This window comes from Chryseobacterium sp. TB1-D10 (genome assembly GCF_059803555.1).
Genome location: NZ_JAPFHB010000002.1, coordinates 1 through 13376, shown reverse-complemented (window position 1 = coordinate 13376; position 13376 = coordinate 1). Strand labels below are relative to the sequence as shown.

The 13376-nt window shown below is 35.3% G+C and carries 13 protein-coding genes and 1 tRNA gene; 5 read left to right on the top strand and 9 right to left on the bottom strand.

Going from position 1 to position 13376, the window contains the following annotated elements:
• Positions 1 to 40 precede the first annotated feature (40 nt).
• Together OPU68_RS02320 and OPU68_RS02315 are read left to right on the top strand one after the other, a co-directional pair.
• Positions 41 to 1369, top strand: coding sequence for a helix-hairpin-helix domain-containing protein (locus OPU68_RS02320; protein WP_498472353.1), 1329 nt, complete (start codon positions 41 to 43; stop codon positions 1367 to 1369).
• Between the two features lie 163 nt (positions 1370 to 1532).
• On the top strand, positions 1533 to 2471 hold the full coding sequence (locus OPU68_RS02315; RefSeq protein ID WP_498472352.1) for a fasciclin domain-containing protein: 939 nt from the start codon (positions 1533 to 1535) through the stop codon (positions 2469 to 2471).
• Between the two features lie 57 nt (positions 2472 to 2528).
• On the opposite strand, the gene rluF is transcribed toward OPU68_RS02315, so the two are convergent.
• From rluF to OPU68_RS02290, 5 genes are all read right to left on the bottom strand, one after another.
• Positions 2529 to 3254 (bottom strand): 23S rRNA pseudouridine(2604) synthase RluF, encoded by a 726-nt coding sequence (gene rluF / locus OPU68_RS02310; RefSeq protein WP_498472351.1) that lies wholly within the window; start codon positions 3252 to 3254, stop codon positions 2529 to 2531.
• Between the two features lie 2 nt (positions 3255 to 3256).
• A complete protein-coding gene (gene truB / locus OPU68_RS02305; protein WP_498472350.1) occupies positions 3257 to 3967 on the bottom strand; it encodes a tRNA pseudouridine(55) synthase TruB in 711 nt (236 codons plus the stop codon).
• A gap of 182 nt (positions 3968 to 4149) precedes the next feature.
• Complete coding sequence (locus tag OPU68_RS02300; RefSeq protein ID WP_498472349.1) at positions 4150 to 4968, bottom strand: undecaprenyl-diphosphate phosphatase; 819 nt, start codon at positions 4966 to 4968, stop codon at positions 4150 to 4152.
• Between the two features lie 90 nt (positions 4969 to 5058).
• Positions 5059 to 5361 (bottom strand): DUF3098 domain-containing protein, encoded by a 303-nt coding sequence (locus OPU68_RS02295; protein WP_498472348.1) that lies wholly within the window; start codon positions 5359 to 5361, stop codon positions 5059 to 5061.
• Between the two features lie 2 nt (positions 5362 to 5363).
• Positions 5364 to 6263, bottom strand: a complete 900-nt coding sequence (locus OPU68_RS02290; protein WP_498472347.1) for a cell division protein FtsX — start codon at positions 6261 to 6263, stop codon at positions 5364 to 5366.
• A 166-nt stretch (positions 6264 to 6429) separates the two neighbouring features.
• Here OPU68_RS02290 and OPU68_RS02285 point away from each other — a divergent pair, with 166 nt between their 5' ends.
• The gene (locus OPU68_RS02285; protein ID WP_498472346.1) at positions 6430 to 7482 is read left to right on the top strand and encodes a DNA topoisomerase IB; all 1053 of its coding nucleotides are present in this window, start codon (positions 6430 to 6432) and stop codon (positions 7480 to 7482) included.
• Here the strand turns inward: OPU68_RS02285 and OPU68_RS02280 are convergent.
• Positions 7474 to 8964, bottom strand: coding sequence for an NAD(P)H-hydrate dehydratase (locus OPU68_RS02280; protein WP_498472345.1), 1491 nt, complete (start codon positions 8962 to 8964; stop codon positions 7474 to 7476). The genes OPU68_RS02285 and OPU68_RS02280 overlap by 9 nt on opposite strands.
• A 121-nt stretch (positions 8965 to 9085) precedes the next feature.
• Here OPU68_RS02280 and mscL point away from each other — a divergent pair, with 121 nt between their 5' ends.
• Positions 9086 to 9460 (top strand): large conductance mechanosensitive channel protein MscL, encoded by a 375-nt coding sequence (mscL, locus tag OPU68_RS02275; RefSeq protein WP_498472344.1) that lies wholly within the window; start codon positions 9086 to 9088, stop codon positions 9458 to 9460.
• Between the two features lie 41 nt (positions 9461 to 9501).
• Here the strand turns inward: mscL and OPU68_RS02270 are convergent, their stop codons facing one another.
• Genes OPU68_RS02270 through OPU68_RS02260 form a run of 3 tightly spaced genes read right to left on the bottom strand, consistent with a single transcriptional unit; the run spans position 9502 to position 12840 of the window.
• Positions 9502 to 10338, bottom strand: coding sequence for a GLPGLI family protein (locus OPU68_RS02270; protein WP_498472343.1), 837 nt, complete (start codon positions 10336 to 10338; stop codon positions 9502 to 9504).
• Between the two features lie 55 nt (positions 10339 to 10393).
• Positions 10394 to 12481 carry a M56 family metallopeptidase gene (locus tag OPU68_RS02265; protein WP_498472342.1) on the bottom strand — a complete coding sequence of 696 codons (2088 nt, stop codon included), beginning with the start codon at positions 12479 to 12481 and terminating at the stop codon, positions 10394 to 10396.
• The gene (locus OPU68_RS02260) at positions 12481 to 12840 is read right to left on the bottom strand and encodes a BlaI/MecI/CopY family transcriptional regulator (RefSeq protein WP_498472341.1); all 360 of its coding nucleotides are present in this window, start codon (positions 12838 to 12840) and stop codon (positions 12481 to 12483) included. The genes OPU68_RS02265 and OPU68_RS02260 overlap by 1 nt, the downstream gene beginning before the upstream one ends.
• A 214-nt stretch (positions 12841 to 13054) precedes the next feature.
• On the opposite strand from OPU68_RS02260, the gene OPU68_RS02255 reads away from it, so the two are divergent.
• A tRNA-Met gene (locus OPU68_RS02255) sits at positions 13055 to 13130 on the top strand.
• Positions 13131 to 13376: the final 246 nt, after the last annotated feature.

Sequence of the window (13376 nt, the reverse complement as noted above, 5' to 3'; positions counted from 1 at the left end):
TATTTGATTCATTTTATTTAACTTTGGTTAAAACACAAAGATGAATCATAAATTACCTTTCCAGATGCGGAAAAGGCAGATTTTCAGCCTCGTTATTTTCGGAATTCTTATTATTTTTTCACAATTTGCATTTTCGCTCTACAAGAAAAATCAGCATTACGAAAGACCTGTCATCACTTTTGTTTCGGAATCAAAACCAGACATTATTCTTACTGAATTTAATCCTAATGACCTTGACGCAAGCCAATGGAAAAATCTTGGTTTCTCGGAAAAGCAGGTCAAAACAATTTTAAAATATAAAAAAATAGTTGGCGGGAATTTCTCTTCCAAAGAGCAAATCAAAAAATGCTACGCAATTTCCGATGAGAAATTCCAATCTTTGGAGAAGTACATTCTGCTTCCCGAAACCAAGGCACAAGCCAAAAAGCAGAACTTTACCTATAGCAGTTTTGAAAAGAAAAAGCTGAATATCAAAGGAAAATTCAATCCTGATTTGTATTCTCAAAAAGATTGGGAAAATCTTGGTTTTTCTGAAAAACAAGCTGCTGCTATATTGAAATACAAAAATTATCTCGGCGGAAGTTTCATTAGCAAAGAAAAACTGAAAGAATGTTTTATGATCAACGATGAGCAATTTGATCAGATGTCACCTTTCTTAATATTACCAGCCAAAACACCGGAAAATCTGGCTAATAAATTTGAGAAAAAGAAAGAAAAAGAAGTCGTAAAAATCAGCCAATATTTTGATCCGAATGAATTGAATCCTGAGCAATGGCAAGCTTTGGGGTTTTCTGAAAAACAGGCGAACGTGATCGTCAATTATCGGGACAAAAATCTTCGAGGCAGTTTCAAATCTTTACAGGATATTGAAAAATGTTTTGTGATTTCTGAAGAAAAATTCCAGGAAATGAAACCTTGGATCAGATTGAAAGCTCCGGAAAAATCAAAATCGACAGAAGACAAATATGATGCTGTAGAGAAAACAGATTATGCAAAAATCAATCTTAATGAAATTAATTTCAAACAACTGAGAGAATTTGGATTTACGGAAAAAGATGCAGCAGGAATATTAGCTTTCAGGAAAAAGCTCGGTGGTTTTATTAATAAAAATCAACTGTTGGAAACTTACGAGATAGACAGAAGTCTGGGAGAAAAACTAATTTATATTGCCAAATTGGACAATTCTAGTGTTGCAAAATACTCGCTTGCAAATGCACCCGAAGATTGGCTGAAAAAACATCCATATTTCCGATTTTCTGCAGACAAAATTATATATTATAGAATCACAAACCCGGAAGATAAAAAGATTTGGAAGTTCCTGAAACTAAAACCTGAGTATAAAGAAAAAATGAGACTATACATTAATTAAAAATGTATTTAAATTAAATCAAGCTCTACAAAAATTTTATAAATAACTAAAATTAGTATAAGTTATCAAAATTGGCAAAATTTTTGAATTAGTATATTTGTGTACCAATTTAAATTATTTAATACATTTAAGTACTAATTTAACCTATTCAAAATTTATACTTATGAAAAATTATTTAAAATTACTTCTTGGACTTTTTGTCCTTTCGTTCATTGTATTCTCGTGCGACGACAATAATGATGACATGCCAGTGGAAAGCAGCAAAACCATCACAACACTTGTGAGCGAAAATGCAAATCTTTCCTTATTAAAAACAGCTGTAATAAGGGCTGGACTTGCCGAAACACTTTCCGCTAATGGGACTTTTACTGTTTTCGCTCCTACAAATGAGGCTTTTGCTTCCGCAGGATTGGGAACAGAGGCTGCAATCAATGCAGTACCGGTGGAAACCTTGAAAAACATTCTTCTTTATCACCTGTTTTCTCAAAGATATCCGGCGGCCAACATCCCGACCGGAACCACCGAACTTAGCACAGCCAGCAATTCAAAAGCTTATGTTACAAAAAACACGAAAGGTGTTTATGTCAACGGTGCAATGGTAACTACTGCGGATGTAAACGCTTCCAATGGTGTGGTACATGTGATCAACAAAGTTCTTATGCCGCCTGCAGGCAATATTGTACAGGTTGCACAAGGTAATGCTAATCTTACTTTTCTGGTTGCTGCCGTAGTGAGAGCGAGCGAAGGAAGCACCAATGTGGCATCTGTATTGTCTACTACCACCGGTTTGACTGTATTTGCTCCAACCAATCAGGCTTTCATCAATGCAGGCTTTACTTCAATAGCATCTATTCAGGCTGCTAATCCAAATACTTTGGCAGGTATCCTGACATATCACGTGATTGCAGCAAGAGTATTTTCATCCGATCTTACTGAAGGTGCAATGCCAACAACTTTAAATGGCGGAAAAGTAACTGTAACACTTTCCGGAGGTGCTAAAGTAAAAGGTAACAGCAACACAACTGCTTCCAATATCATTGCCACAGATATTATGGCAACAAATGGTGTCGTTCATTTCATAGACCAAGTTTTATTACCCTAAATTTAATAATTGATAATAAGAAAGACCTGTTGATTTATTAGCAGGTCTTTTTATTTATTAATCAAAAGTTTTGCTGGAGTCTTCCAACAAACCGTTAAGTTCAGTCATTTCTTCGATGGTTAAATCTCGCCATTTCCCGACAGGCAGATCGAGTTTGATGTTCATGATACGCACCCTTTTCAGTTTCTTTACTTCGTAATCCAGATGCTCGCACATTCTTCGGATTTGGCGGTTGAGACCCTGTGTCAATACGATCCGGAAATTCATTGTATCTATTTTTTCAACTTCACATTTTTTTGTGATAGTGTCAAGTATCGGAACACCATTTCTCATTTTATCAAGAAATTTTTCGGTAATCGGTTTGTTGACTCTCACGAAATATTCTTTCTCGTGGTTATTTCTCGCTCTAAGTATTTTGTTAACAATGTCACCATCAGATGTCAGCAGAATCAATCCTTCACTAGGCTTGTCCAATCTTCCGATTGGAAAAATACGTTTTGGATGGTTAATGTATTCTATAATATTATTCTTTTCGCGTTTTATATCCGTTGTGCACACGATTCCGACAGGTTTGTTGAAAGCAATGTAAACAAAGTCTTCATCTTTTGGTTTTCTGATTGTTTTACCATCCACGAAAATTTCATCATCATCAGAAACTTTGGTCCCCATTTCCGGAACCACGCCATTGATGGTAATTCTGCCTTCTTCCAACAGCTTATCTGCTGCTCTTCTGGAGCAAAACCCGACTTCTGATAAATATTTATTGATTCTAATTTTTTCCAATTTTAAATACTTTTATAGTCTTCGAAACTAAATTCATTTTCCAGATATTCCGGCTTTGCATCCAGCACAGAATAATCACCAATTTTTGTCCTGCGCAATTGCGTAAGATAGGCGCCAACACTAAGATCTTGACCAATGTCGTGCGCCAGACTTCTAATATAAGTTCCTTTGCTGCAGCCAACCGTAAAAGAAACGAAAGGCAAATTAATTTCTATATTATTCAGATAATGAATGGTTGTTTTTCTGGATTTCATTTCCACTTCGGTTCCTGCTCTTGCGAGATCGTAAGCGCGTTTTCCATCTACTTTCAAGGCTGAAAAAACGGGTGGTTTCTGGTCAATCTCTCCAATGAATTTTGCTAAAGTCTCTTGAATTAATTCTTCTGTAATGTGCGAATAGTCCGTTTGAAGGATTTCAGGTTTTTCTGTATCGTAAGATTCTGTCTGGACACCGATTTTTATTTCTGTCCAATATTCCTTTGGAGCATCCTGAATCTCAGGAATTCTCTTTGTGAATTTTCCGGTACAAACGATTAACAATCCTGTTGCTCTCGGATCCAAAGTTCCTGCGTGGCCAATTTTAAATTTCTTCGGTAATTCTTTGAATTCTCTTTTGAGTTTGTATTTCAACTTATTGACAGCCTGAAACGATGTCCAATCCAAAGGTTTGTCTAGTAGAAATATTTTTCCGGATTGTAATTCTTCTGCTGTCATTTTTATTTTAATTGTTAGTTTTCAGAAATCGATTCTCATTTTTAAAACAGAGAATCTTATGCAGCCCGGCTTGAGTGGAAATCCTTTTTTGCAGTTGGAAAGCAAAGGCAAAAAAGATTGACTTCGTCGAACCACTTCGCTAGGTTTGGGAACGGAAGACGGAAACAGCTGCCCAAATTATTTTATTTGAAATAATAAAAATAAATTAACAATCCAATTCCAACAACGATTCTATACCACCCCCAAGGTTTGAAACCGTATTTATTTAATAGGCTGATAAACGATTTGATTGCAATCCAAGCTACTACAAATGCTACAATGTTCCCAACTATGAAAATCAAAATATGATCCTGAGATTCCAAGATCATCTCATAACCTTTCTGAGGATTTGGAGTTTCTTTGCCCCAGGTTTTTACAAAAACAGAATAAAGCGTCACCGCAAGCATTGTAGGAACTGCAAGGAAAAATGAGAATTCTGCTGCTGCCCTTCTGGATAATCCCTGCGTCATTCCGCCAATGATGGAAGCCGCACTTCTACTCGTTCCCGGCATCATTGCCAGACACTGCCAGAAACCGATTGTCAATGCTTTTTTGATGGTGATTTCTTTCTCATCGTGGATCACAGGATTCTTGAACCAATTGTCTGCAAACAACAAAACAACTCCGCCTAAAACCAAAACTGCTGAAATAGCAATCTGGTTTCCGAGAACGGATTCGATAGCATCATCAAGAAAAAAACCAATGATCAAAGCTGGTAAAACCGCAAAAGCTAGTTTGTAATAAAACTGAAGATTGCTGAAATCAAAGAATTTTTTACCATAAGCGACCACCACAGAAAGTATTGCCCCGAATTGAATAGAAACCTGAAACATTTTAAGAAATTCGGTTTCTTCTAGTCCCATCAGACTTGCAGCAAATCCCATATGAGCTGTGGATGAAATTGGCAAATATTCGGTAAGTCCTTCTATGATTGCGATAATAATCGCTTTAATTAAATCCATTTTATTGATAAAAAAATTAAAAGACTAAAAAATTAAAAGATTCAAATTAATATTCAAATCTTTTAATCATTTAATCTTTGAGTGTAAAAATTATTTATTTCTTTTCAGTATTGCAAAAACCTGAATCACAAATCCTGCAATAACCAATATAGGTGCTAATCTGATTCTTCGGAATGAGAAAATATCTTCGTTCCAGTAATTAGGATCGAATTTTCCATCCGGCGTAGTATTGGCATCTGCTCCCATCATCAGGACAAATCCCAATACAATAAGTGCCAGCCCTATCAGCATCAATTTAAAGTTTTTGTTCCCGAAATAGAAAGCTTTCTTCTCAACAGTTTCAGTTGTTTTACCGTACTGATCTGCAGAATATTTGTTTATTTTTTTTGCCATTGTTATGAATAATATAGGTCATCCACGTTGCTTCGCAGGAATCTCCAGGTTGCAAAGATAGTACTTGCAACGGTAATGAAAATACCTGTTAGTAAAATGATGATAATCAAAAAAACGTATTGGTTGGTGTCCTGGACAAATGGTGTCCCGATCTGGCTGGTAAAGTAATACCAGAGTCCACCCAGCGCCAGAATTCCAATTAGTGAACCTATCAGTCCGAGAACAAGTGCTTCTTTTATAAAAGGCATTAATATGAATCTCCTTTTTGCCCCCACGAGCTGCATGGTTTTGATAATAAATCTTTTGGAGAATATTTTCAACCTGATTGAATTATTAATTAAGACAATTGCAACAATTAGGAATAAGATGGAAAATGCCAGAATCCAGGTTAGAATTCTATTCAGATTATTGTAAACATCAATCGTTAATTGATTGTCATTGGCGACATCTTTCACGCCATTGATAGCTTTCAGCTGTGTTACCACACCATCAATTTTTGCAGGATCAACAAATTCCGGCTTCAAAGTAACCTCTACAGAAGCTGGAAAAATATCTTCTTCAAACAGTGCGTCCGCGTCTATACCCAATTGCTTTTTTGCAATCACAGTTGCGTGCTTTTTGGAAATATACCGTGCCTGTTTCACATAATTCTGTTCTTTGATTTTTGCAAAAGTTTCTTCCTGGAACTTAAGTGTCTTTGCAGAATCACGAGGATCAAGATATTCATCAAAGTAAGCTTCTACAACCAATTGCTCCTTGATATAATCTGAATATTTCTGAGCATTGATTAATATTAATCCAAATAATCCTACAAGGAATAAAACCAGTGAAATACTGATGACCACAGTAATATTACTGGATCTGAGTCTGCTTTTATTAAAATCGTCAACTGTCTTTGGCATCAATAAAATTTTTGCTAAAATAGAAATTTTCACTTAGAAAGCAGTTCAAACCATTGTTAATAAAATCATAAAACCACATTTCAGAAGTTATTTTGATTCAGTTTTTATCAATTATGAATTTCAAATCGGCATTTTTATTGTTTAGGCAAATTACCAAATCTTAATCATGAAATTAACACGACAAGTTTCCGGAAAGAATTTTACCTATGTTGACAGCAAAAAAGAAAAACTGAGAGACAAAGAAAAAATTAATTATATCAACTCGCTGGTTATTCCACCGGCCTGGACAGATGTGGAAATCACAACTAATAAAAGCGCTAAAATACTGGCAGTAGGCCGGGATCAGAAAGGCAGAAAACAGTACATCTACAACCCGAAATTCCGGGCAAAAAAAGATGCTGATAAGTTTGACAGAATTCTACACTTTGCTGAAAATCTGGAACACATGAGACGTGTGACCGGACAACATCTCAGAAAGAAAAAAATGACACGTGAAAAAGTTCTGGCAGCAATGGTAAGACTTTTGGATTCAGCATATTTCCGTCCTGGAAGTCCAAAATATACACAGCAGAATCAAAGTTACGGATTGACGACGATCCGAAAAAAACACCTGACAATAGATGGTGACGAAATGGTTTTTTCATACAAAGGAAAATCAGGAAAATTTCAGGAAAAACACATTATCAATTCAAAATTGACAAAAGTAATTTCTGATCTGGAAGAATTACCGGGTTACAGACTTTTCAAATATTACGACAAAGATAATAATCTGATCACGGTAGAAAGTCAGGATCTGAACGATTACATCCGGGAAATAATGGGTGCTGAATTTTCCGCCAAAGATTTCCGCACCTGGGCTGGAACAATGATTGCTGCCGGAATCCTAGACGAATTGGGAATCTGCGAAGAAAAACAGCAAAAGGAACTTAAAAAACGAATCCGAAATGCCATCGTTGGTGTATCAGAAAAATTGGGAAACACGCCTTCTGTCGCACGAGATTCTTACATCGATCCCAGGATTTTTGAGCATTATAAAAATGGCCACACGGTAAACTACTTTCAGAAAGAGATCAAAAAACTTCTGAAGAAAAACGAAAATCTTTCTGAAACCGAAGTTGGCGTGTTGTATATGCTGAAATCGAAAATGAAAACTTCGCAGCCGAATGCCGAGAAAGCTAAAAGTACCGCACCGAAGCGAAGTAGAAAGGTTTCAGCTTGATAGATATTTAAAGACTTCTGATATTTTCCCGATCAAATCAGTTGGGAGCATTGCTTCTTTAGAGAATTCTTCAGCCGCAAAATCGCCTGCTTTTCCGTGAAGCCAAACACCGAAAATGCAGGCTTTTTTTATGTCATATTTTTGAGAAATCAACGATGTTAAAATCCCGGTCAGAACGTCGCCGCTGCCGCCTTTTGCCATTCCAGAATTCCCTGTGATGTTGTAGAAAACTTTTTTATCAGGCGTGATAATGGCAGTGTGATGATCCTTTAAAATGATAAATATCTGCAGTTCTTCTGCTTTTTGTTTTGCTAATTCCAGTCTTTCAAAGGAATTATCTGTTTTACCAAATAACCTTTCGAATTCCAAAGGATGCGGCGTGATCACAGAGTTTTTCGGAATCAGATTCACCTTATGATTTTCTGATAAAATATTAAGCGCGTCAGCATCCAGAACAATGGGATTTTTATAAACCTCGAGGAAATCAAATAATGCTTTTATTGTTTGTTTTTCTTTCCCTAAACCTGGTCCAATTCCATAAACGGCTTTTTCATGAATCTCAATTTTATCAATATATTTTTTGCCAGAATTGATGAACATGGCTTCGGGAACTTGTGATTGAAGAATTAAATTTCCACATTCGGGAGCGATGGTAAAAGTCAATCCGCTTCCGGTTTTTAAAGCGGACAAAGTTGACATCATGATGGCGCCAATTTTTCCATAGCTACCGCCAACCAAAATACTTTTCCCAAAAGTCCCTTTATTGCTGAATTCTTCTCTGGGATTATAAATTCCCTTGATTAACTCTTCATCAATAATGAAATAATCCGTCTCGATTTCATTTATAAAATCTTCATCTAGACCGATATTCAAAATTGTTATTTTCCCACAAAACTTCCCAGTTTCCGGATGGAGAAAACTTCTTTTGTAAAACTGAAAAGTCAATGTGAAATCTGCTTTCAAAACTGTTGAATTTTCATCAATCAATTTATCGGCAAATAATCCTGTCGGAATATCAATTGAGATCTTTGGAATGCTTTGTTGATTTAATTCTTCAATAATATCTTTGACTTTTCCGGATAACTGCATGTTCAAACCATAACCGAAAATTGCATCTATGATAATTGTTTTTTCATTTTTAATGGCTGAAAAATCAGAAAAATCCTTGACATCAATTCCCGAAATATTTTTTATTTTTTCAAAATTAATTTTCGCATCTGAAGCATATTTCTCATTTGCATCATCAATAAAAACTTCGACATCAAAACCTTTTTCATAAAGCATCCTTGCTATTGCAAAACCATCGCCCCCATTATTTCCTGTTCCGCAAAAAATCAGAAATTTCTGAGTTGATTTAAAATTAATTTCGATCCAATCCACACATGATTTAGCTGCTTTTTCCATAAGATTGATGGAAGAAATCCCTTTCTCTATGGTTGTAAGGTCGCAGTCTTTGATTTGTTTTGATGTGAGGATTTTCATATTAATCATTATAAGATATGACCAAATTTAACCAATAATAGACCACACAATATGAAAACCGAAGTGTTTTTTGATAAAAAAATTATATTTTTGTTTATAACTAACTATAAAAAATACAACTATGGGATTTGTAAAAGAATTTAGAGAATTTGCTTTTAAAGGCAATGTTGTGGATCTTGCGGTCGGTGTGATTATCGGCGGTGCATTTGGCGGAATTGTAAAATCATTGGTTGATGATGTGATCACCCCGCTTTTGCTGACACCAGCTTTGAAAGCTGCTGGCGCAGAAAACATTAAAGATTTGGCTTGGAATGGCGTAACTTATGGAAATTTTCTTTCCTCTGTTATCAGTTTCTTGGTTATTGCATTTGTTTTGTTTTGGCTGATCAAAGTTGCTAACAAAGTGAATAAAAAACCAGAAGCTGCACCAGCCGGACCTTCTTCCACAGATATTTTGCTAACGGAAATCCGCGATGAACTGAAGAAAAAACAATAATTTTCTATAAATGTAAAATGCCACTTTTCAGTGGCGTTTTTTTATTTTACAAGGTCCAATTCTATCCTGTTATTATCTTTTTTAATCTGATTTTTCAGCAACTCTTCCTGTTCCTTTGCAATTTTTGATGTATTTCCATCTTTTCCCGTCATTACAATCACTGCGCCGCCCATTTGCATTTGCTTGATTCCTTTTGTAGGATCGTTTTCGTATTCCTTCATCACTTTTTGAAATTGTTTCGAATTGACAGCAATTTCTTTTGCCTCAAAAACATTGATATCAATATTACCTGTGATATTCTTGATGCCTCTCAGTTCCATTTTATGCGACCCTGTTTTATCTTCGATTTTTACGATCAATCCCGGCAAACCCTGGAATTTGTAAGGTCCATCCTGAATTGGAATTTCTGTAGAAAACCAAGCCGTCCAATGTCTTCCGGCAAAATCAGCTTCAGCTTTCTGGGCACTCCACTCGCCTATTTTTTCTTTTTCTGATGAGATTTTCCAATTGATTTTTCGGTCTTCCGAAATGCTGTAAGCATCCATAGAAAGCCTTCTGTGAATATTGGTTTTATAATCGGGATAGGTTTTGGTAACTGAATATCTTACATCTCCTTTTCTCATATCAGATCTGACATTAATAGAGCCAGTAGCTGCTAATTGTTTCTGCAAATCTACTTTCATTGTAGAATCGGAGTTGAAAACGGTGTAACTGTAATATTTGGAGCCATCTTTTGAAGTGTCCAGAAACATCATTTCGGTTTTTACATCTGAGACATTGGTGGAATCCGGAATAAATTTATATTCGTAGATGAAACGTTTGTTTTGAGCCATTCCCAAAACTCCGAAAAGAATAAATAGTAAAAATGTTTTTTTCATAGTATAATGTAATAAAAAAGCCGGCGAACCGGCTAAATTGTTATGAATAATAGTGTTATTTTGTGATGATTCTAATGGAGTTTATATCATTCGTCTTGGTAACATTCATTGATGAAATATCATTAGGGTTAATCTTCTGAATTTCTGATCGATCTACTTTTTTACCATTGATATAAATCGTTGCATCGAATTCGTTTGATGCTAGCTTATTACTATTAAGATAGATGAATTTAGGATTATCAGATGTTGTATTAAAACTGATTTTAAGTTCTTTATTAAGCTCTTGTTGTTTCTTACGAAGCTTCTTTTGTTCCTCCAACAATTCATTCTGTTTCTTTTGAAGTTCTTTTCTTTTTTTCTCCAGCTTTTTCAACTCTTTTGGAGATAAATTTGACTTGACTGAATTAAAATCACCATCTGAAAAATTGAAGCTAAAGTTTTCAGAGAATTTTTCGAGTTTAGGAAAACTGTCACCATCGATTCCAAATGCTACAGTTCCATCCGTAAAAGCGTCTTTCCCAAAACTATCTTTAATCATTTTCTGAAAATCTGCATCGCTGTAGATTTTTCCAAAATTATCAGAAGTTTCTTTGGCTAATTTTTGAGCAAACTCGAGTCTTTTTTTGAATTCAGGAGAATCATAAACTTTTGCTACAGCTTCATTAGCACTTTTCTCTGCATCAGCAATTCTCTTTTTGAACTCAGGAGAATTGACCATTTTATCAGCTTCTGCAGCTCTTTTTTCTGCATCAGCAATTCTTTTTTTGAAGGCAGGAGAATTGACTAATTTATCAGCCGTAGCAGCACGTTTTTCTGCATCAGCTATTTTCTTTTTGAAGGCTGCTGAATTCACAAATTTGTCAGCTTCAGCAGCTTTTTTCTCTGCATCGGCAATTCTCTTTTTGAATGCCGGAGAATCGTAAAGTTTTGCAATGGCTTCTGAACTTTCTTCCAAACCTTTCAGATTTTTCTGATAGTTATCGGAACTTACGATTCTTTCCATTTGGCTGGCAAGCATTTCCATATCACTTTCTAAAGCTTTGTATTCGGGTGTTTCCTCTTTTTTAGCTTTTTTAAGCGCAGATAATTCTTTGCTTTTATCTGCCATTTTTTTACTGATTGCCGACATTTTCAAATGATCTTCCTGCAGAGCTTCGGAATAAACCTTTGTCTGTCTTTGGTGTTCCGTTGCTAAACTGTCAAACTCAGATTTTTTAGGTTTAATAGTATCTTGCTTCAGTTCATTTACCGCTATTTCTATAGCTTTATTAGTTTCTTTGATCTCTTTATTTTTCGCATTTACCATATAGGCAAACACCATAAAGAATAAAATTGGTAGCGCAAAAAGTTTGCGTGCATAGCTGTACTTGGTTTGGTTTTTTGTAAGCATTTTAAGTCTTTTTTTGAGGTTAGATGATAAAAAAGGACTCGTAACAGGAATGACCGATCCGGAGAAATGACTTTCCAAAAGCATCTGCGCAAACGCTCTCGTATCGGATTTCTTCACTGCTTTGTTGTCCGCCAAGTATTCGTGAATAAGATTGATTTCTTTGTTGATAAAATAAAACACGGGATTGAACCAGAAAACAGATTTTACAGTCTGCATCAGGAGTTTGTCCCAACTGTGTTTTTGCTGGATATGAACCATCTCGTGCTTCAAAATCTGCTGTCCGACTGCCGAATCCAACTGAATCGACTGCTTCCAGAACAGGTTTCTGAAAAATGAAAAAGGCGCATTGTTTAAGTTAGTCTGATAAAATTTTATGCCTTCAATAGTTTCGTTTGGAAACTGATTTTTAATAGACTGGATTCTTGCAATTCCTAATATTAATCTAATTAAAAGAATGATTGAAACCACTCCAATAATTGCATAAAAAACTGAATAAATAGTGAGATCATTGGTTGAGTTTTGTAATTGGTTTTGATTGAGTTGACTTAGCAACAGATACAAGTTCTGATTGGTCTCTATCGTAAAATAAGATACCTTTATCAGTGGCAGAACCAAGCTGATAATGACCGTCAGTAAAAGGTAAAAACGATTGTAATGATGAAATGTTTTATCCTTTAAGAATAATAAATAGTAAGCAAACATCACTCCTGAACACAGGAACATTTTGCCCAAATAAAACATAAAAGCTTCCATTAGTCCTTATTTTTAAGTTCATCCAACAAAAGTTCCAGATCTTTGACACTGATCTCATTTTTTTCTACCAAAAACGAAACAGCATTCGTATAAGAACCTTCGAAATAGTTTTTCACCAGACTTTTAATTGATTTTCCGCTGTAGTTTTCTTTACTTATCAAAGGAAAATATTCGTGTTGTCTGCCAAAGGTCTTGTGACTTACAAAGCCTTTTTCCATCAGAATCTTAAGAATTGTAGAAATGGTATTGGTGTGCGGTTTTGGCTCTGGAAACAATTCTAAAACGTCTTTTAGAAACCCTTTCTCTATCTGCCAAAGATACTGCATCACCTGCTCTTCTGCCTTCGTTAACTTATTCATAATCTTTACTTTTAAAAACAATCAATCTTATATCACTAAAAACTTAGTAATACAAATTTAGAATTAATATTCAATTCTACAACTATTTTTATAGTTAAAAGACGTTAAAAAGTTTAATCAATTGATTTTCAATTACAAAAACTAAAAAATTTGATTTTTAAATAAATTAGATAGATAATCTTTGCCTTGTAATGAAAAAGCTGTATCTTTGCACCGCGAGGTAGAGCAGTAGGTAGCTCGTCGGGCTCATAACCCGGAGGTCGCACGTTCGAGTCGTGTCCTCGCAACCAAACTAAGAGAATCACAGTGTGATTCTCTTTTTTTGTTATACTTTATTGACATATTTGTCTACCGTTTGAAATTTTGGTAGACGAAATTTACTTTTTTACAAAGATTCGTCTCACTATTTTTTTATTCACTTTTCACAGAAAAAATAAAAATTCCCAATTCACTTGCCTCGTAATGAAAAAGCTGTATCTTTGCACCGCGAGGTAGAGCAGTAGGTAGCTCGTCGGGCTCATAACCCGGAGGTCGCA

Excerpts from the sequence above, each read along its gene's own strand:
- truB (WP_498472350.1), bottom strand. The coding sequence starts at position 3,967 with ATGACAGCAGAAGAATTACAATCCGGAAAAATATTTCTACTAGACAAA.
- OPU68_RS02320 (WP_498472353.1), top strand. The coding sequence starts at position 41 with ATGAATCATAAATTACCTTTCCAGATGCGGAAAAGGCAGATTTTCAGC.
- OPU68_RS02280 (WP_498472345.1), bottom strand. The coding sequence starts at position 8,964 with ATGAAAATCCTCACATCAAAACAAATCAAAGACTGCGACCTTACAACC.
- OPU68_RS02260 (WP_498472341.1), bottom strand. The coding sequence starts at position 12,840 with ATGAATAAGTTAACGAAGGCAGAAGAGCAGGTGATGCAGTATCTTTGG.
- OPU68_RS02290 (WP_498472347.1), bottom strand. The coding sequence starts at position 6,263 with ATGCCAAAGACAGTTGACGATTTTAATAAAAGCAGACTCAGATCCAGT.
- mscL (WP_498472344.1), top strand. The coding sequence starts at position 9,086 with ATGGGATTTGTAAAAGAATTTAGAGAATTTGCTTTTAAAGGCAATGTT.
- OPU68_RS02300 (WP_498472349.1), bottom strand. The coding sequence starts at position 4,968 with ATGGATTTAATTAAAGCGATTATTATCGCAATCATAGAAGGACTTACC.
- OPU68_RS02315 (WP_498472352.1), top strand. The coding sequence starts at position 1,533 with ATGAAAAATTATTTAAAATTACTTCTTGGACTTTTTGTCCTTTCGTTC.
- OPU68_RS02295 (WP_498472348.1), bottom strand. The coding sequence starts at position 5,361 with ATGGCAAAAAAAATAAACAAATATTCTGCAGATCAGTACGGTAAAACA.
- OPU68_RS02270 (WP_498472343.1), bottom strand. The coding sequence starts at position 10,338 with ATGAAAAAAACATTTTTACTATTTATTCTTTTCGGAGTTTTGGGAATG.
- OPU68_RS02285 (WP_498472346.1), top strand. The coding sequence starts at position 6,430 with ATGAAATTAACACGACAAGTTTCCGGAAAGAATTTTACCTATGTTGAC.
- OPU68_RS02265 (WP_498472342.1), bottom strand. The coding sequence starts at position 12,481 with ATGGAAGCTTTTATGTTTTATTTGGGCAAAATGTTCCTGTGTTCAGGA.